Origin of the sequence: Gilliamella sp. wkB171 (assembly GCF_001693755.1) — a bacterium.
GTDB classification, from domain to species: Bacteria; Pseudomonadota; Gammaproteobacteria; order Enterobacterales; family Orbaceae; genus Gilliamella; species Gilliamella apicola_F.
In genome coordinates this window covers 1-20052 of sequence record NZ_LYST01000039.1, presented here as the reverse complement: position 1 = coordinate 20052, position 20052 = coordinate 1, and the positions used below count along the sequence as shown (strand labels likewise).

Annotated in this window: 20 protein-coding genes; 7 read left to right on the top strand and 13 right to left on the bottom strand. The window is 34.2% G+C overall.

All coding sequences use genetic code 11. The features are described from left to right. The first annotated feature begins 162 nt into the window (after positions 1-162). The 4 genes from dsdX to A9G03_RS05105 all read left to right on the top strand — a co-directional run bounded on the left by dsdX (position 163) and on the right by A9G03_RS05105 (position 4162). A complete protein-coding gene (gene dsdX / locus A9G03_RS05120; RefSeq protein WP_065798595.1) occupies positions 163-1500 on the top strand; it encodes a D-serine transporter DsdX in 1338 nt (445 codons plus the stop codon). A gap of 23 nt (positions 1501-1523) precedes the next feature. After that, positions 1524-2855, top strand: a complete 1332-nt coding sequence (locus A9G03_RS05115; RefSeq protein WP_065798594.1) for a D-serine ammonia-lyase — start codon at positions 1524-1526, stop codon at positions 2853-2855. 219 nt (positions 2856-3074) lie between these two features. Next, the gene (locus A9G03_RS05110) at positions 3075-3560 is read left to right on the top strand and encodes a hypothetical protein (RefSeq protein ID WP_065632912.1); all 486 of its coding nucleotides are present in this window, start codon (positions 3075-3077) and stop codon (positions 3558-3560) included. 146 nt (positions 3561-3706) lie between these two features. Then, positions 3707-4162, top strand: a complete 456-nt coding sequence (locus A9G03_RS05105; RefSeq protein WP_065798593.1) for a hypothetical protein — start codon at positions 3707-3709, stop codon at positions 4160-4162. 95 nt (positions 4163-4257) lie between these two features. Here the strand turns inward: A9G03_RS05105 and amtB are convergent, their stop codons facing one another. The 9 genes from amtB to A9G03_RS05060 all read right to left on the bottom strand — a co-directional run bounded on the left by amtB (position 4258) and on the right by A9G03_RS05060 (position 14649). After that, positions 4258-5538, bottom strand: a complete 1281-nt coding sequence (gene amtB / locus A9G03_RS05100) for an ammonium transporter AmtB (RefSeq protein ID WP_065798592.1) — start codon at positions 5536-5538, stop codon at positions 4258-4260. An 18-nt stretch (positions 5539-5556) separates the two neighbouring features. Continuing rightward, positions 5557-5895, bottom strand: coding sequence for a P-II family nitrogen regulator (gene glnK / locus A9G03_RS05095; protein ID WP_065634965.1), 339 nt, complete (start codon positions 5893-5895; stop codon positions 5557-5559). A gap of 419 nt (positions 5896-6314) precedes the next feature. Then, positions 6315-7802 (bottom strand): dGTPase, encoded by a 1488-nt coding sequence (gene dgt, locus A9G03_RS05090; protein WP_065798591.1) that lies wholly within the window; start codon positions 7800-7802, stop codon positions 6315-6317. A gap of 24 nt (positions 7803-7826) precedes the next feature. Continuing rightward, positions 7827-8906, bottom strand: coding sequence for a 5-(carboxyamino)imidazole ribonucleotide synthase (gene purK / locus A9G03_RS05085; protein WP_065634983.1), 1080 nt, complete (start codon positions 8904-8906; stop codon positions 7827-7829). A gap of 1 nt (position 8907) precedes the next feature. Then, positions 8908-9408: a 5-(carboxyamino)imidazole ribonucleotide mutase gene (purE, locus tag A9G03_RS05080; protein WP_065634967.1), complete on the bottom strand. Its 501-nt coding sequence runs from the start codon at positions 9406-9408 to the stop codon at positions 8908-8910. 213 nt (positions 9409-9621) lie between these two features. Beyond that, positions 9622-9972, bottom strand: a complete 351-nt coding sequence (locus A9G03_RS05075) for a RidA family protein (RefSeq protein ID WP_065798590.1) — start codon at positions 9970-9972, stop codon at positions 9622-9624. Positions 9973-9998: 26 nt separating this feature from the next. Then, positions 9999-12002, bottom strand: a complete 2004-nt coding sequence (uvrB, locus tag A9G03_RS05070) for an excinuclease ABC subunit UvrB (protein WP_065634969.1) — start codon at positions 12000-12002, stop codon at positions 9999-10001. Between the two features lie 394 nt (positions 12003-12396). Then, a complete protein-coding gene (modF, locus tag A9G03_RS05065; protein WP_065798589.1) occupies positions 12397-13857 on the bottom strand; it encodes a molybdate ABC transporter ATP-binding protein ModF in 1461 nt (486 codons plus the stop codon). Positions 13858-13869: 12 nt separating this feature from the next. Continuing rightward, on the bottom strand, positions 13870-14649 hold the full coding sequence (locus A9G03_RS05060) for a TOBE domain-containing protein (protein WP_065798588.1): 780 nt from the start codon (positions 14647-14649) through the stop codon (positions 13870-13872). A 379-nt stretch (positions 14650-15028) separates the two neighbouring features. Between A9G03_RS05060 and modA the strand changes: the two genes are divergently transcribed. Genes modA through modC form a run of 3 tightly spaced genes read left to right on the top strand, consistent with a single transcriptional unit; the run spans position 15029 to position 17169 of the window. Next, entirely contained in the window at positions 15029-15784 is a 756-nt protein-coding gene (gene modA, locus A9G03_RS05055; protein ID WP_065798587.1) for a molybdate ABC transporter substrate-binding protein, read from the top strand. A gap of 8 nt (positions 15785-15792) precedes the next feature. Beyond that, positions 15793-16482: a molybdate ABC transporter permease subunit gene (gene modB / locus A9G03_RS05050; protein ID WP_065798586.1), complete on the top strand. Its 690-nt coding sequence runs from the start codon at positions 15793-15795 to the stop codon at positions 16480-16482. Positions 16483-16488: 6 nt separating this feature from the next. Further along, positions 16489-17169: a molybdenum ABC transporter ATP-binding protein gene (modC, locus tag A9G03_RS05045; protein ID WP_065798585.1), complete on the top strand. Its 681-nt coding sequence runs from the start codon at positions 16489-16491 to the stop codon at positions 17167-17169. On the opposite strand, the gene A9G03_RS05040 is transcribed toward modC, so the two are convergent. The 4 genes from A9G03_RS05040 to A9G03_RS05025 form a co-directional block, all read right to left on the bottom strand. Further along, entirely contained in the window at positions 17148-17900 is a 753-nt protein-coding gene (locus tag A9G03_RS05040) for a UDP-2,3-diacylglucosamine diphosphatase (RefSeq protein WP_065634975.1), read from the bottom strand. The genes modC and A9G03_RS05040 overlap by 22 nt on opposite strands. Beyond that, the gene (gene ppiB / locus A9G03_RS05035; RefSeq protein WP_065634976.1) at positions 17893-18384 is read right to left on the bottom strand and encodes a peptidylprolyl isomerase B; all 492 of its coding nucleotides are present in this window, start codon (positions 18382-18384) and stop codon (positions 17893-17895) included. Before ppiB ends, A9G03_RS05040 begins: the two co-directional genes overlap by 8 nt. A 67-nt stretch (positions 18385-18451) precedes the next feature. Beyond that, positions 18452-19303: a bifunctional methylenetetrahydrofolate dehydrogenase/methenyltetrahydrofolate cyclohydrolase FolD gene (gene folD / locus A9G03_RS05030; protein WP_065798584.1), complete on the bottom strand. Its 852-nt coding sequence runs from the start codon at positions 19301-19303 to the stop codon at positions 18452-18454. A gap of 80 nt (positions 19304-19383) precedes the next feature. After that, positions 19384-20052: DUF2884 family protein (locus tag A9G03_RS05025; protein ID WP_065798583.1), on the bottom strand; the 669-nt coding region annotated here is incomplete at its 5' end.

The window sequence follows — 20052 nt, the reverse complement described above, 5'->3', positions numbered from 1 at the left end:
AAATACTGGTTAAAATTTTAACTATCTTATTGCTTAATATACTGATTGAAATCACATTTATGCATGAAAATAAATCATGTGAAATTAATTATTAATCATTTGTCAAATTAACGATAAAAATCTTTAATTACACTGATAACTATATAATATAAGGAAAACAATATGGATTCACAAATTTGGTTTATTGTTGTTTTAGTAACGAGTATTATTTTAATAGTGTATTCGATAATAAAATTTAAGCTTCATCCTTTTTTATCGTTATTACTAGCCAGCTTTTACGTTGGATTATTAATGAAAATGCCTCCTCTCAAAATGATTTCTGCCATCGAAGATGGAATTGGTAATACTTTAGGATTTTTAGCCGCTGTAATTGGATTAGGAACCATTCTTGGCAAAATGATGGAAGTCTCAGGAGCAGCAGAACGTATTGGTTTAACATTGCAAAAATGTCGCTTCTTATCACCACAAGTAATTATGGTTTTAGTAGGGTTAATTTGCGGCATTACTCTATTTGTTGAAGTTGGTGTGGTCTTACTAATTCCTTTGGCTTTTTCAATTGCAAAGAAAACACAAACTTCACTTTTAACATTAGCTATCCCTCTTTGTACTGCATTGATGGCTGTTCATTGCATTGTCCCCCCTCACCCGGCAGCTTTATTTGTCACTAATGCTCTTGGGGCAGATATTGGTACGGTAATCGTTTATGGATTAATGATAGGTCTTTTAGCTTCGTTAGTTGCAGGACCAATTTTTCTAAAAATGATTAACAAAAAAATCCCCTTTAAAACAGTACCAAAAGAGTTTTCCGAAATGAAAATTCGAGATGAATTAGAACTTCCTTCATTGGGTGCTACATTATTTACAGTACTATTACCCATTATTTTGATGCTAATTAAAACAATAGCTGAACTCAATATAGATAAAACAACCTTTATGTATCAAATTTTAGAATTCATTGGTAACCCGATTACGGCAATGTTCATTGGTGCTTTTGTTGCTTACTATATACTAGGTATTCGCCAAAAAATGCGAATGTCAGATTTATTAATAAAAACAGAAAGTGGCTTTTCTTCAATTGCTAATATCTTGTTGATTATTGGTGCGGGTGGTGCATTTAATGGGGTGTTAAAAAGTAGTGGTTTGAGTGATGGATTAGCGGGTATTTTATCACAGCTAAATATGCACCCTATTTTATTGGCGTGGTTGGTTGCAATCATATTACATGCGGCAGTGGGCTCTGCAACGGTTGCCATGATGGGAGCAACAGCTATTGTATCACCTATGTTGCCACTTTACCCTAATGTTAGCCCTGAAATCATAACGTTAGCGATCGGTTCGGGCGCTATTGGTTGTACAATTGTAACAGATTCGCTTTTTTGGCTTGTAAAGCAATATTGTGGCGCAACATTAAATGAAATATTCAAATATTACACATCTGCTACCTTTATTGCTTCGTTAGTCGCATTGGCAGTTACTTTTTTATTGTCTTATATTATTTAAAAAATAGTAACAGGAATGGATTCATGACACCTAACAATATAAAAAAATTAATAAAACAATATCCTTTAGTCAATAATTTAATAAACCTAGAGGAGACAATTTGGTTTAATCCTAAGGTGACCACCTTGACGGAAGGCTTACCTTATGTCAAACTAACAAAACAAGATGTAAATGATGCTACTAATAGATTAGCTAGATTTGCACCTTATCTTTGTAAAGTATTTCCAGATACAGTGGTGACTAAAGGAATTATAGAGTCAGATATTGTTGCTATACCAAACATGAAAGCAGCACTTGAAAGCCACTATCAACAAAAAATTACAGGAAGTTTGTTCCTCAAAAAAGATAGTCATTTACCAATTTCAGGTTCTATAAAAGCTCGTGGCGGAATATACGAAGTATTATATCATGCGGAAAAACTTGCCATAGAAAATGGACTATTAACTGAAACTGACGATTACAGTAAATTATTTTCAGAGAGTTTTACACAATTCTTTAGTCAATATAGTATTGCGGTTGGTTCAACAGGGAATCTTGGTTTATCTATAGGTATTATGAGCGCTAAATTAGGCTTCAAAGTCAGTGTTCATATGTCTAGTGATGCTCGAGAATGGAAAAAGAATAAACTACGTTCCCATGGTGTAAATGTCATTGAATATCAACAAGACTACGGCGTAGCTGTTGAACAAGGTCGTAAAGCAGCTGAGTCTGATCCTAATTGTTTTTTTATAGATGATGAAAATTCGAAAAACCTATTTTTAGGATACTCGGTTGCGGGTGATCGTGTAAAAAAACAGTTCCAAGAAATGAATATAATTGTTGATGAAAAACATCCATTATTTGTATATCTACCTTGTGGTGTAGGCGGAGGTCCTGGCGGTGTTGCTTTTGGATTAAAACTAGCCTTTGGTGATAATGTACATTGTATTTTCGCAGAACCAACCCATTCACCTTGTATGTTATTAGGTGTATATACAGGATTACACGACAAAATTGCTGTCCAAGATATTGGTATCGATAATATTACTGCTGCTGATGGTTTAGCTGTTGGTAGACCTTCTGGATTTGTTGGGCCTGCAATGGAAAGGCTAATTGATGGCTATTTGACAATTAGTGATCAAAAAATGTATGACTTACTTGGATTGTTGAACCAGCAAGAAAAAATTCAATTGGAGCCTTCAGCACTAGCAGGAATGATAGGTCCATCAAAATTAGAAGCAAATACAGAGTATTTACAACGAAATAATTTTTCACCCGAAATTTTAGAAAATGCTACCCATTTAGTTTGGGCTACAGGTGGAGGTATGGTTCCAGAAGAAGAAATGGATAAATACCTTAAATTGGCAAAAATATAGCGTTTATTAAAATGTTAAAATAATAATAACATGATGTTTTATCTTATGATAATAACATCATCTTTAATGAAAAGGAGATAAAAGTAATAATTGAGGTTTTAGTTGTTTTTATACTAAAACGTTATGTTTACCTCAAATTTTTTTGCGATAGAGTAACAGTCGTTTTTTAATGTTCTACAGATCGTTATCTTATTGTCCTAAAAAAAGGAAGTTATAGAAATGAAGACACATAAAAAACCATTATTTACCTTAGTACAAAGTGATAAATTATTACCTCAAAAAAATACCTTAAGTGATTTAGATTCTAAATTAAATTATCCTGAAAACATAAATAAAATTATTGCATTACATGTTAAGGAGCTTAAGTTACACCATGGCGAATATAAAGATAAAGAATACAATAGTAAAGCTAAGATCGAGAATAATAGAGAAATGCGTTTTATATTTCCTGAGATGTTCGAATCAGAGCATCATAAAAGGCAAATAAGCCTTTTGAAAGAGGAATTAGCCTTTGCTAAAGAATCGAATAAGGTCAAAGAATTATTAAGCATGCGGTTAAAACAAATGGCAAAAATTTATCCACACGTGCAACTGGATTTAAATGATATTACTGTCATGCCTAATAAAATTAAAAAATATCTGTTTGCGCCACCGTTAATCTTAACACAAGATAATGCAATTATGCTTTGGGAAGACGGGAATTAGTCCGATTAGAAGTGTTGATAAATGAATCAATATTAGAAATATGTCATCAATTTTTGCAAAAAAATTGATGACATTAAGCAAGATTATTTTTAGAACAAAATAATAATTTATTTTATTATTCAATAATATAGGTTATGAAATAATAAATGACATCGAACAAAAAACCATTATTTACTTTAGCATCTTTTAATGAGTCAATTCCTGAAAAAAAGCAATTAACAGATAAAGATTCAATTTTAGATTATCCGGATCAAAAAGATGAAATTATTGCGTTACGTTTAGAAGCATTGAAACAACGTCATTCAAAATATCAACAGTATGTTTTAGAAGATGTTTTTAAGGATATCGATGCTTTCCAGTTTATTTATCGTGAAGCATTCAATGAACCTGATTTAGAAACGTTAAAAAATCAACAAGATTTAGAATGTGAGAGGATCAATCAAATATTATCAAGCAGAATAGCAGAACTTAGCCAATCAAATCCTGATCTTAAGCTTGATTTGAATGACTTAAATGCATTACCAGATACCATTAAAGAATATCTGTTTTCACCACCGTTAATCCTTACGCAAGATAATGCAATTATGCTTTGGGATGACTAAAAGACATTTATCATAATTAATATAAGCAAAAAATCTACAGTGTTAATTTCACTGTAGATTTTTTTATAATTAAATTAGTTATATTTGTTTAAGAATTAATTGTTAAATGCGCTTTCACCGTGGCTATTAATATCTAGACCTTCACGTTCATGTTCTTCTGACACACGTAAGCCAACACAAATATCTGCAATCTTATACGAGATAAAAGCAACAACTGCCGTCCAAATAATGCAAGTTATTACACTCATTAATTGTATACCAATCTGGCTTGCCATGCTGGTACCTTCTGTATAACCAATGCCACCGAGTGATTCTGACGCAAAAATACCAGTCAATAGACAACCAACAATACCACAAACACCATGTACACCAAATACATCACAAGTATCGTCTATTTTAAGAATTCTTTTTAGCGAAGATACGCCCCAAACGCCTGCAAAGCCACAAATCAAACCAATCAACAGAGCACCACCAACACCAACAAAACCAGCTGCAGGCGTTATTCCAACTAATCCAGCAATGATGCCTGATGCCGCACCTAAACATGAAGGTTTACCTCGTAAAACCCACTCAGCAATAGACCATGCTAAAACTGCTGCTGCCGTTGCCGCCACGGTGTTAATAAAAGCAAGCCCCGCGATTTGATCAGCGTGAGTTGAAGATCCAGCATTAAAGCCAAACCACCCAATATATAAAATAGCGGCACCGATATAAACATAAGGAAGGTTGAAAGGTTTTAGTGGTTCACGATTAAAACCTATTCGATTTTTTAGTAAATACGCCCCCATTAAACCTGCAACAGCTGCATTGATGTGAACAACAGTTCCACCCGCAAAATCTAACGCACCTTCATCACCTAAAATGCCACCACCCCATACCATATGGGCCATTGGGATATAAGAGAAGGTAAACCATAACACCATAAAAATTAATACCGCTGAAAAACGCGTACGTTCGGCAAATGCACCTGGTATTAAGCAACAAGTAATGCAAGCAAAGGATCCTTGAAAAGCGACCCAAATCAATTCATAAATCGATCCAGATACATCAGTAATATTAATACCAATTAGTAAAAAATGTTCAAAGTTACCAAAAAACCAGTTTCCTTCACCAAATGCTAGTGTATAACCATAAATTATCCATAATACCGCAATAAGTGAAAAGGTGACTAATATTTGCGATAACATTGATAAGACATTTTTAGCACGTAATAATCCACCATAGAACAAAGCAATGCCAGGAACTGACATAAAAAGAACTAGGGCTGTACAAATCATCATAAAACCGTTATCAGCATTATCGGCGACGGTTGCTTCTTGAGCAATTGCTGAGCTTGAAAGCGCTAAACCCAAAGGTAAAATAAATTTTTTCAACATAATGATATCCTTTTATGATTATAATGCTGACTCATCCGTTTCACCGGTACGAATACGAACCACATGTTCAAGTGGAGTTACAAAGATTTTGCCATCGCCTATTTTGCCGGTATAAGCCGCTTTAGTAATAGTATTAATCACTTCATCAAGTTGTTCGTCACTGATTGCTAAATCAATTTTTACTTTAGGTAGGAAGTTAACATTATATTCAGCACCACGATAAAGTTCGGCATGCCCTTTTTGACGTCCGAATCCTTTAACTTCAGTAACGGTTAATCCCGTGATGCCAATATTGGATAATGATTCTCTCACTTCTTCTAATTTGAAAGGTTTAATAACAACAGTCACTAATTTCATCAATTGCTCCTCATTAATAGGGTGTATAACCGAACTTATGCAAAACTTATGCAAAGCCTATGCCAGAAATTTCGATTTGTAGTTATTGACTATACTCATTAATAAAAATAACGATGTAATTCATTATGTTAATGTCAATTAATAGAAATAAAAATGTTGAAATCAAACCAAAGAAAATTTAACTAGAATTAACAAAACGAATAATAAAGTGTCATCAATACTCACTCTCTAGCCAACGAATTAACTACACCAAATCTAATTTCAACCATTCTATTTATTAAAAAAGATGAGCAATATAGTTAGAAGTGTTTGGATATGTTGATAATAAAAATGTGGTTATCGATAGGGTTTAAAAATTAATGCACTATTGTAGTGCTTTTGCTTTTTTTTGGTGCTAAAACTTTAATCAATTAACTAAATTAAAATGTGACCATCAATTTACGATATTCATCGTAAGCAAAATGATCTGTCATACCACTAATGTAATCTTGAATTAAACGACAACGGTAATAAAATTCCCAACAATCAAAAACTGGCTGATTTTTATCAAGTTTGCTAATGACTTGTTGGTAAGCATCACAATGTTTATGGGATAGTTTATGATATAGTCGGGTTTCTATTGGGTATTTTTTGTGATTGCCTGTAGTGGATAATTTAATAAAATCCTCAACGGGCATCGCAAGTAATGGGCTATAAATATCGAGCAAACCGGTAATAATTCGATGACCTTGCAGTTCAAGATTTTCAACAGATTCATGATTGAAAACATGTTCAAAACCGACAGTTTTAAAAATATTGAGGAGTTTGTATTCAGCGTCGTGATCTTCAAGCAAAGCATGATTAAATGAGCCATCATAAATAGCTTCAATATTTTCAATAAACCGTTCTGCGGCATGGGGAACAAGTTTATTGATAGTATTGACTCGCAAATACATAAAAAACTGATCGATACCAATAGCGGTAGACTCAATTTGTTTAAAATTATCAAAAGGCCGATTGATCACTTTATCAAATAAATCACCGCTTTTAACCGGTCCCCATGCTTGTTTTAAATATTGATAAAGTTGTTGTACAGTGAAAATTTTCTTTTCAACGGCATCTTCAAGATCGGCTATGCAATAAGAGATATCATCAGCCGCTTCCATGATGTAAGTTAGCGGGTAACGATGAAATGGTTTTATATCAAGTTGTTGATATAATTCATTGATAAAGGGCTCTTCCGATAAGTAAAAACCGGGTTTTTTCATTAAATAATCAAATTCAGACGGTACCGCATCCTTCCAATAAGCGGGTTTTGAATATTTAACTATTGAGGCTATTTGAGAATAAGTTAAATTAAGACGTAAAATTGTATGAACTAAACGAATAGCTTGAGCATTCCCTTCAAAATTGGACAAGTCTTGGCGGATTTTTTGCTTTAATTCAGTAAGTAAATCATCGTCTTGTTTGTTTATTTCAAGAATACTGTAGCTGCAAGGTTTATCAAGACCTAGTCGTAACGTAAACCACTGATTAATTGCCGATTCACCAAAATGACCAAAAGGTGGATTACCTATATCATGCATTAAGCACGCCATTTCAACTAAGCTTTCAATCGACATAATCGATTTATCCAGACCAAACGCTTTTAACTGTCCAGATTTTATTAAACGATTAACAATTTCTTTAACAATATAGCGCCCAACTTGTTGAACTTCCATTGAATGCGTCAAACGACTCCTGACGACTGAATTACGTTCGAGAGGAAACACTTGAGTCTTTTGCTGTAAGCGTCTTATAGCTGCAGAATTGATAATTCGTCCACGATCACTTTCAAAACAGCGTAAAACTGAATATTCATCTGTTAGAGTGTCATATTGTTTACTAGCATAACGTTGGTAATTGATCTTTTTGCTAAAGTTGACCATGGCGCTACCCTTTTCTTCAACAAGCTATAACGATTCAAATTGCTGTTTTGCCCAACAAATAGCTGGATGATATTCAACAGGCAACATAGGTAACAATGTATCTAACGAATCAATCAATGTTGATATTTGAGGGTGAGTTAAATTCAAATGCCCCACTTTACGGCCAACTCTGACTTCTTTTTCGTACCAATGTAAATGGACTAAATCAATTGATAACCAATCATAATTTAATTCAGTTCCAATCAGATTAACCATGATAGAAGGCGCAAAAACATTAGGCTTTGGTATTGGTAATCCCAAGATTGCCCGTAAATGAAGCTCAAATTGACTTATTGAAGCACCATTTTGGGTCCAGTGGCCACTGTTATGGACTCTTGGCGCTAATTCATTGATTAATAGATTTTCACCGACAACAAAACACTCCATTGCCATTACGCCGACATAATTGAGCTTTTGCATGATGGCGGATAACATTTTTTCGGCTTTGGCTTGTAATACAGGCATTTTATCCGGTAAAGCAATACTCATTCTTAAAATACCATCTTGATGTAAATTATGCGTCAATGGATAAAAAACGGTTTCACCTTTCGCATTGCGTGCACCAATCAATGATAATTCGTTATCGAATGCAATTGCCTGTTCTACAATCGCTTGTTCATAGATATCTTCAGGTACGTCGATATCGTCATTAATCGCTATACGCCATTGACCCCGACCATCATAACCACCAGTACGACGTTTAACAATTAACAATTGACCTAACTGTTGAAATAGCGTTGGCCAATCTTGTCTATTTTTCAGCAAAAACCATTTAGCTGTGGGTAGATTAAGTTCATCTAATAGTTGTTTTTGACTCAAACGATCGGCAATAATTGGAAACACATCCCGATTAATAAAATGCCCATGCTGAGCTAAAATCTGAGTAAAAGGCGTATCGGGCCAACGTTCAATTTCAGCAGTAATGACTGATTTTTGATAAGGAATCGTTGCTGGATCAACATCTAAACCAACAGGAAAAACATGGATACCTAATGGCTCGCCAGCTTGCTTTAACATTCGGCCTAGTTGGCCATTACCTAAAACACAAACTGATTTAGTTATCATATTATGCATCGACTCTTGGATCAGGGTTATTTAAAACTTCATCAGTTTGGCTTAAACGCCAAGTTGATAATCGTTGATAGATGTCTTTATCATGTAATGCCAGAATTTGCACAGCTAATAATGCAGCATTAGCAGCCCCAGCCTTACCAATCGCTAAGGTCCCAACAGGAATACCTTTAGGCATTTGTACAATGGAATATAAGCTGTCAATACCATTTAGCGAGGCACTTTGTACGGGTACGCCTAATACGGGTACCAATGTTTTCGCCGCTAGCATACCGGGTAAATGAGCGGCACCACCAGCACCAGCAATGATGACATCAAAACCTCGACGTTTAGCATCTTGAGCAAACTGAAACAATTTATCAGGTGTGCGATGGGCTGAAACTATTTCAACATGATAATTAACCGTAAGTGTATCGAGGATATCGGCAGCATGTTGCATTGTGCTCCAATCACTTTTCGATCCCATTACAATGGCAATTTTAGCTTGAGTATGCATAGCAAATTATATCAATAGATGAAGTTTAAAGTTTTCAAAGTATACACTAAAATTTAGCAAATGGGATAATAATCAATATGTAACATGACAAGAAAAACTCAATAGTAGTGATAATATTATTACTAAAAAAGCTAATAATATTATCATGTTAGTTTATCTAGAATAATGAAGTAATTAATCACCAACGATTATTGAGTTGTTTATTGCAAAATATTATACCGACACTGCTGCAACGATTTTTATTTCGACTAAATACTCATTTTTCATTAATCCAGTATGGACTGTGCAGCGCACAGGAGCATCGCCGTGAGCAACCCATTCGTCCCACGCTTTATTCATAGCAGCAAAATCGCTTTTGTTTACCAAAAATAGGGTTGCATCTAAAATACGGGTTTTATCACTATTTGCTCTAGCTAAAATTTTGTCTATTTCAGCCAAGGCACTTTTGGTTTGTTCATAGGCATCATTAACTAAATTGCTTGGCACACTCGTGTAATAAATTACATTATTGTGAATAACTGCTTCAGACCAACGGTCTTGTGGATCGAGTCGAATAATTGTCATCATGTTTTCCTTCTTTGATGATTTTTTTAAGAGACTTTAATAAAATCAGCACGTAATTTTTTTATTTCATCACGTAATACACCGGCTTTTTCAAACTCGAGATTTTGGGCAGCTTCGTACATCATAGCTTCAAGTTCTTTCACTCTCGCTTGAACTTCTTTAATAGATACATAATGATAAGGTTTACCCGGTTCAAATGCTTGTACTTTAGTCGTTGATTTTTTAGTGCTTAATCCTGCATCTAAAATATCTTTTATTTCTTTGCGTACTGATTTTGGTGTTATGCCATGAGCTTGATTGAAATCTTCCTGTTTTTTACGACGACGGGCTGTTTCATCAATGGTTTTTTGCATAGCTGGCGTGATTTTATCAGCATACAATATGGCTTTACCATTTACATTTCGCGCTGCACGTCCAACTGTTTGAATGAGTGAGCTTTCTGAACGCAAAAAGCCTTCTCTGTCCGCATCTAAAATAGCAATTAACGATACCTCTGGAATATCTAATCCTTCACGTAATAAGTTTATACCAACCAAAACATCAACTTTACCTAACCGTAAATCACGAATAATTTCCATCCGTTCAACCGTATTAATATCGGAATGTAAATATTTCACATTGACATTATGCTCGGATAAATAATCTGTTAAGTTTTCAGCCATACGTTTGGTTAGTGTTGTTACTAATACCCGCTCTTCGTTTTGCATACGAATTTTAATTTCGGATAAAAGATCATCAACTTGAGTAGCAACTGGGCGAACTTCAATAATCGGATCTAATAAACCTGTCGGTCTTACTACTTGTTCAATAATTTCACCACCTGATTTTTCAATTTCGTATTTAGCTGGTGTTGCCGACACATAAATAGTTTGTGGCATAATGTTTTCAAATTCCGTGAATTTCAATGGACGGTTATCCAGTGCTGACGGTAAACGGAATCCATACTCAACTAAATTTAATTTACGTGAACGGTCGCCATTATACATTGCACCAATCTGTGGTATTGCAACGTGTGATTCATCAATAAACAGTAAACCATCAGCAGGTAAGTAATCGAATAAGGTTGCAGGTGGATCACCGGGTTTACGTTGAGATAAAAAGCGGGAATAGTTTTCGATACCTGAACAGTATCCAAGTTCAGTCATCATTTCAATATCAAATAGTGTTCGCTGAGTTAAACGCTGCTCTTCTAACAGACGATTATTATCTAACAATACTTTTTGCCGTTCTTTAAGTTCTTGCTTAATTTCAGCAATAGCGTTTTCCATAATGTTTCTTGGTGTAACATAATGGGTTTTTGGATAAATAGTAATACGAGAGACATCATTAACACTACTGCCTGTTAAAGGATCAAACATAGTAATGCGTTCTACTTCATCATCAAACAATTCTACTCGTACAGCTAACTCGTCTGAATCAGCAGGAAAAATATCAATCACATCACCTCTTACTCTAAACGTACCACGACTAAAACCCATTTCATTGCGAGTATATTGTAGTTCAGCCAATCTGGTTAGGATTGAGCGTTGATCGGTAATGGTACCTTTAGTCAGGTGCAGAATCATCGCCATATAGGTCTCGGGCGCACCCAAACCATAAATTGCTGATACCGATGCAACAATCACAACATCGCGACGTTCCAATAGTGATTTAGTGGCCGAAAGGCGCATCTGTTCGATATGTTCATTGATCGATGCATCTTTCTCAATAAAAGTATCGGTTGATGGCACATAAGATTCAGGCTGATAATAATCATAATAAGAGACAAAATACTCAACTGCGTTTTCAGGAAAAAACGCTTTCATTTCACCATATAATTGAGCGGCCAACGTTTTATTTGGCGCCAAAATAATTGTTGGACGATTATGCTGAGCAATAACATTTGCCATAGTAAAGGTTTTACCTGACCCAGTCACACCTAATAATGTTTGATGGGCAATACCGTCATCAAGATTTTGACTTATCCGTCTAATGGCTTCAGGTTGATCGCCAGCAGGTTTAAATTCAGAACATAATTTAAATTTTTTCATTACTCGTGACCTAATATTTTACCTATTAATAAAAATTATCCCCAAAAAGACTTGACCTTTTAAAATCTTATATTTTTTGTTCAGTTAACTTAAAAATTAACCAAACCCACCTTAAAAAGATAGCTTGATTTAAGATAACTAATTGATTAATAATAAAATAACAATTCATGCTTAACTTGTAACCAAACCAAGCTAAAACCTGATGGTTATTGAAGTTTAAGCGTTTTTCAATAAACTATTCACAGAGTTATCCACAGGCATCGGGGATAACTCTCTAAGTATAGCCGTTATAAACTTTTTTCAATAATCAAGTAAAAATTTCATCATTAAAATACGTTTTTTTTATTGATTATTTCTATTTTTAATACTGATTTTAATAGTTATTAACTAATGATTAGTTAAGTGTCTCAAATTGGTATTGATAGCTGAGATCGAAATTAGGAACAAAAGTTAAACGATGAGTGATACATTTTGGCGCATCTTCAGCATGATGCGACACAAACAATAATTGTGTGTTTCCTTCATTGATTAATCGATCTATCCAACCTTTGACTAATTCTCGGTTAAGATGATCTAATCCTTGCAATGGTTCATCTAAAATCAGCAAGGTTGGATGTTTTACTAAAGCACGAGCTATTAGCACTAATCGCTGCTGCCCCCACGATAACGACTGAAAAGGCTTATCAGCTTGTGTATATAACCCTAGCAATTTAAGCCATTCATCGGCTAGCTTTGCTTGTTTATCGCTTGTGGCTTGATATACACCTATTGAGTCAAAAAAGCCTGAAACAAGTACTGTTTTAACGCTAGAACTGACGCGATAATCAAGGTGTAAACTACTACTGACATAGCCAATATGCTTTTTAATGTCCCAAATAGTTTCACCTGAACCTCGTTTACGACCAAATAGTGTTAGATCATTACTGTATCCTTGAGGATGATCACCCGTAATTAAACTTAATAGCGTTGATTTACCTGCACCATTAGGTCCAACTATTTGCCAGTTTTCACCCGCTTTTACCCGCCAAGTTAACCCATCGATAATGGCTTTATCATCATAATGGACATAGCCATTATTTAAAACCACACGATCGATTTCGTTAGATAATGCAGCAGGAGGCACATCTGCATCAGGTAAAGGTACATTTGGTAAGCTTTCTAGATCAGCTAGCTGTTTAACTGTTTCGTCATTTAATATTGTTGCTTTACTACCAAATTTCAAGAGCTGACATTCAACAAGCAGGCCTATCTCTTCAATAAAAATAGGAATTTCATTAAAACGATTTAACACTAATACGATAGTTACTCCTTGTTTAGACAATTCACCAAGCTTATCGGCTAAATTTTCACGCGATAAAACATCTAAACCATCAAAAGGTTCATCTAAAATTAATAAATCGGGATTTGACATTAACGCTTTGCAAATCAAAGTTTTTCGTGTTTCACCTGTTGACAAATATTTAAATTTTCTAGTCAACAGCTGACTAATACCAAACTGTTTTGCCAACTGTAAGCATCGCTCATCATCTGTTTTAAATTCTTGTATGATTTGCGATGTCGTTAATCCTGTATCATTTTCGCCTTCGCTAAGCATATCAGTATTATTGCGCTTCCATTCTTCATCTACCAACTTTTGTAATTGTTCAAAAGAAATATACGCTATTGATTTAAACTCATTAATCACATTACCCGATAGCAACGGTTGTTCACCGGCTAATGCTTTAGCTAGAACTGATTTACCGCTACCATTACGTCCAACAAAAGCAACACTATGCCCCTGATTGATGGTTAATGATTCGATAACAAAAACTTTATGATCATTAATTTTATAGTGTGCGTGTTCAATATGTAACATAAATACCTCAAATTAAACTAATGTAGCAACAATAATATGCTGAGGATCAATTGATATTGTCAGCTTTTTGCCTGCAATTAATGCATAATCCTTAACTGTATTCGTTAATTTACTTGCATAAAGCATCATACCTGATGCTAAACAAAAGGCAATTTCAGTCCATTCACCATCTGTAGTTACTTTCTCAACTGTTACTGATAAACAATTTTCAAGCGAATCATTTAATTCAATCAATGGGGCTTTAATTAACAGTAGCACAGTCTTGTCCGTAGTTAACTTTAACCTTTCGATACTTTTGTGAGTTATATAAGCTTTTAATTCAGTTTGATTATCCCCAAGCGAAACCGTAATAAAACCGGCAATGTTATTTGCCTCAATCCGTTTAACACTACCATATAATTGATTACGTGCACTGGTTTGTAATGATAATCGCGCTGTGGCTTTTAAAATATCATCCAATGGAACGTTATCATCACTCAAAATATTAAACGCGTTATGCTGTATGTGGGTCAAAAGATCATAAAGTTGAATAAATCTGACGGCATAAGCACTGAGTTTGGTTCCCCCACCATTTTTACCTCCAGTTATTGTTATCAAAAATGGCGTCGGTGCTAAACGATTAATTTCACTCATTGCATCCCAAGCTGTTTTGTAGCTTATACCAATTGATTTGGCGGCTTGGCTTAAAGAACCGGTTTGGTCAATGGCTTTAAGTAATGCTATACGCCTTGGATCAGTAAATAATTGCTGATTTGAATTTATAGTTAATAAAATTTCTGGAGAAAAACTCATGACACCACCTTGATAAACTGAAAAACATCTTATTCAGATAATTTCAATTATTGTAGACGTTTTTTCAACTACCTTCAAAAAAGTTGCGTCAAGTGATTGATGTTACTTTTCAAATACCTTTTAGAACAATTAACTAATTAAATTATTTGGAACAATCCAATTAACAATCATTAACTTATGATTAAATCAGAAAAGGTTTATTAATTTATCGATATATTTTATTTTATATAACGAAAAGTTTATTATAATATGATGAACCTGATAAGTAAGGGGTATGATAGCTGTTTTAATTATCGATTTTTATGTTAAATCTCAGTTACCGCTTTACGCATCATCATCAATATACAAAATTACATAAGTTATTTTTAGCGTGAGGAATATGATGAAAACACGTATTAAAATTTTTTTAATAGTCACAACCTTATTAACCACATTTTCCACTTTAGCTATTGAAAAAGTAACCCTATTTGCAGCGGCATCATTAACCAATGCGATGCAAGATATTGCAGCTGAATATAAAACAAATCACAAAAATCAGGAAATTATTTTTTCGTTCGCTTCGTCATCGGTATTAGCCAAACAAATCGAACAAGGTGCGCCCGCTGATATTTTTATGTCAGCAGATCAAAAATGGATGACTTATTTAATAGAACATAATTTAGTTAAAAACAAAGAGGATTTACTTAAAAATTCTTTGGTATTAATCGCACCTAAACAGTCAAATTTAGAAAAAATCGATATTAATAGTAACACTGATTGGAATGCAATTTTACCTAAAACAGAAAAATTAGCGATTGGCGATCCCGATCATGTCCCTGCTGGATTGTATGCCAAAGAATCCTTAACTTATTTAGGCGTATTTGATAAATTAGCACCACAATTTGCACCAGCAAGTAATGTACGTGATGCGTTAATGCTGGTTGAACGTAACGAAGCTGCATTAGGCATTGTATATAGTACAGATGCAAAGGTTAGCGATAAAGTCAAAATTATTGGTGTTTTTCCGGCTAACTCATTTGATCCTATTGAGTATCCAATAGCATTGTTAAAACCAGAAGCGACAGAGTTTTATCAATATTTAAAATCACCTGAAGCTAAACGCATATTTGAAAAATATGGTTTTGTAACAAAATAATAAAACTCATGATATTAACCGAATTTGAATGGCAAACACTGCTACTGAGCTTAAAAATAGCTGGGGCCGCAATTTTATTCAGTTTACCTATTGGTATTTTGACTGCATGGATTTTAGCTAGATGCCAATTTTTAGGTAAATCACTTTTTGATAGTTTTGTGCATCTGCCTTTAGTTTTACCCCCTGTGGTTTTAGGTTATTTACTGTTAATAACGATGGGACGACATGGTTTTATAGGGGAGTGGTTAAATTATTATTTACAAATTAGCTTTAGTTTTAATTGGCAAGGTGCCGCATTAGCTTCGGCAGTTGTGGCATTTCCATTGATGGTACGGTCAATTCGTCTAGCAATTGAATCCATTGATTTACGTTTAGAAAGTGTTGCTCGAACATTAGGTGCAAGTCCATTAAAAGTATTCATAACTATTACACTACCATTAGCATTTCCTGGTATTTTAATGGGTATTGTATTAGGTTTTGCAAGATGTTTAGGTGAATTTGGCGCCACTATCACTTTTGTCTCTAATATCCAAGGTGAAACGCGAACACTACCGCTTGCTATGTATACACTGTTACAAATGCCTAATGGTGAACATGCTGCTTTGAGGTTATGTATAATATCCATTGTGTTGTCTTTGGCGGCACTCTTTTTATCCGAAATGCTCAATCGTTGGCATAAGAAAAAATTATTTGGATAATAAGTTATGTTAGAAATAGATGTAAAAAAACAACTATCTTCATTTGCATTTGAATTTAAACATTCAATACCTTGTCAAGGAGTGACAGCAATTTTAGGCGTATCAGGCTCGGGAAAATCAACTTTGATAAATCTTATCAATGGACTGGTTAAACCTGACCATGGCAATATCACGCTTAACCAAGTGACGTTGGTTTCCACCACTCAAAATATTTTTATTCCTCCTGAAAAACGAAACATTGCGACCGTCTTTCAAGATGCTTTGTTGTTTCCTCACTATAAGGTGTTGAAAAATTTAACTTATGGAATAAAAAAACTTAGTTCGCAAAAATTAGATGAAATGATTGAAGTACTCAATATTAGTCATTTATTAAATCGTTATCCTGCCATGCTATCTGGTGGAGAAAAACAGCGTGTTGCTATTGGGCGGGCGTTATTAACTAATCCACAATTGTTATTAATGGATGAACCATTATCAGCCCTAGATATGCCGAGAAAAAAAGAGCTGTTAAGTTATATCGACCAGTTAATTCATGAAATAAAAATACCCGTCATTTACGTTACACATAACATTAATGAAGTTAAGCGTATCGCCAACTATGTAGTAATCTTAGAACAAGGTAAATTAAAAGATTTTGGCGAAAAAGATAGCATTTTACAAACTGATTATTTAAAAGAGTGGTTATAAAGTTTTAAGATATTACTGTTTGTTTCTTGCTTAATAAAAGATATACCGTCATGCCAAGCCCCAAGGACCAAACGAGTTACTGGCTGATTGTTAATAAAAAAATGATGAGTTGCAGGTTTATGCGTATGACCATGTACCATAATGTTAGCATTATAATTGCTCATCATATTTTCAACGGCATCTTGATTAACATCCATAATATTTTCTGACTTTATTTGATTATGTGCGCTACTTTCTTGACGTAGTTTACCTGCTATTTTTAAACGAATACGAAGTGGCAATAATAAAAAAAGGGCTTGTAACCATTTTTTATGCATTACTTTACGGAATTTTTGATATTGTGGATCATCAAGACATAACAAATCACCATGCAAAAATACAATATTGCTATCTTGATTAGGTAAACAATTAATCTCTGGCAATATTGTCATGCCACAAGATTTGGCATATTTCTTACCTAATAAAAAATCACGATTACCATGTACAAAATATTTTTTTATATGTCGGTTAGAAAGATTGTTTAGCGCATCGGCAATTTTACGATGTAAGATTGAATTGACATCGTCTCCAATCCAATAATCAAAAAGATCGCCTAAAATATAGAGTTCACAGTGATCGGGTAAACTGTCTAAGAAAGATAAAAAACCTGCTGTTATATCAAAATGATCTTGAGCAGGTTCATTATCAGTAAGATGAATATCTGCAATAAAATAACGAGTAGGATTATTCAACCGTTACACTCTTAATAATCACATCTTCAACAGGCACATCGGAATGCATTCCACTTCGACCTGTTTTGACTGCTTTAATTTTATCTACCACATCCATACCATCAACAACCTGCGCAAATACACAATAACCATAACCATTTACATCAGGTGATCGATAATTCAAATAATCATTATCCACTACATTAATAAAAAACTGTGCAGTTGCGGAATGGGGATCAGAGGTGCGAGCCATCGCTAAGGTACCACGATCATTTTTTAGACCATTATCAGCTTCATTTTTAATAGGTGCTTTGGTTTTTTTCTGTTTCATACCAGGTTCAAAACCACCACCTTGAATCATAAAATTATTAATCACACGATGAAATACAGTGTTGTTGTAAAAACCCTCTTTGCAATATTCAACAAAATTTTTAACCGTTTCTGGCGCTTCATTATCGAAGGTTTTAATTTTAATATCACCTAAAGAAGTGTGAAATATAATCATAAAATGTTCCTTATTTCCATTTTTTTAATTTACATCTACCAATCCAAAATTCAACGAATCTATCAAATCAATGACTAAATTTTTCACACGCTTCAAGGGTGTTACTCATAAGCATAGCGACAGTCATAGGACCAACTCCGCCTGGAACTGGCGTTATCCATTCGGCTCGCTCAACGGCAGTTTCAAACTCTACATCACCAGCAAGCTTACCATTTGGTAATCGATTAATACCGACATCAATCACTATTGCACCTGGTTTTATCCATTCACCTTTTACATAGTTAGCTATCCCAACACCCGCAACAACAATATCAGCATTGCTTACATGTTTAGCTAAATCTATAGTACGGCTATGGGTAATAGTTGTTGTACAACCTAATAATAACAGTTCTAATGCCATTGGCCGACCAACAATACTCGAAGCGCCCACAACCGTAGCATTCAGTCCAGATAAATTGACGCCGGTTGATTGTAACATTTTCACTACACCATAAGGCGTACAAGGACGTAAAATTGGGTCTCTTTGTAGTAGATGCCCAATATTATATGGGTGGAAGCCGTCAACATCTTTACTCGGATGGATCCGTTCAAGGACTTTAGTTTTATCGATATTATCCGGTAACGGAAGTTGCACTAAGATACCATGAACATCTTTACGCTCATTGAGTTCGTCTATCAGTGTTAACAAAGCTTCGGTCGTTGATTGGGGAAAATCATAAGCAAATGATGCAAAACCTACTTCATCACATGCTTTTTGTTTATTTTGCACATAAATTTTTGATGCGGGATCCGAACCAACTTGGATAACAGCAAGTCCGGGAATAGATAATCCTTTAGCGATACGTTCTTTTACTTTATTTGCAATGTCATTTCTAACTTGCTGAGCTAACTGTTTGCCATCAATTATACGTGCTGTCATAAATTTCTATGTCTTTCATTCTATCGTTAAAGATAGGCTATTTTCGCAAAAGTTTGTATCAATGTCTATTGACTTATTTCTCAATGCTCGAGTTCGCTTAATATTTGCTGATATTGATTATTTATATCGGTAATAACTGAACAAATATGGGCTTCAAAAGCCTTAAGTTTTGGCTTTTGTGCTTTCCATTCATTTTTTGAAATTTCATTGATTGTGGCATAATTTTGAAAGAAGTTAAAATTGACTATACTCCCCCCCACAACATTATAAAAAATTCGTTGGCCTATCTCTTCGCCATCTTTTTTCAAATTATTAAAATTTTGATAGTGAAATTCTGTCCTACCATTTTCTGTCATAATTGACTGGTGTAACAATTTTACTAATCTTTTATATAATTTATTTAATTCACTTTGCAACTTACTATCATTGCCAAGTTTATTTTTAATCGCATTCTCAAAACTAAACTTAACTGTAGACAACATAGTTAAAGCCTGCTGTTCAAGTTGTGGTAGCTGTTGCCTAATATTCTTTTGAAACATTAACGTCTGTTTTTGTCGTTGTGCATTTAGCAAAACGGGTTTTTGATTTAGCTCGACATTCCCATTAGATAAAATAGTTAGATCATTATTTTTATTGAAAATTCTCACATTTTTTTCAGTTATAGTAATATCATAGCTGGGTTTAACTGCGCATTCTTTTTGTTTAGCTAGGACGATAACTGGGAATATTAATAGAATTAACAATAATTT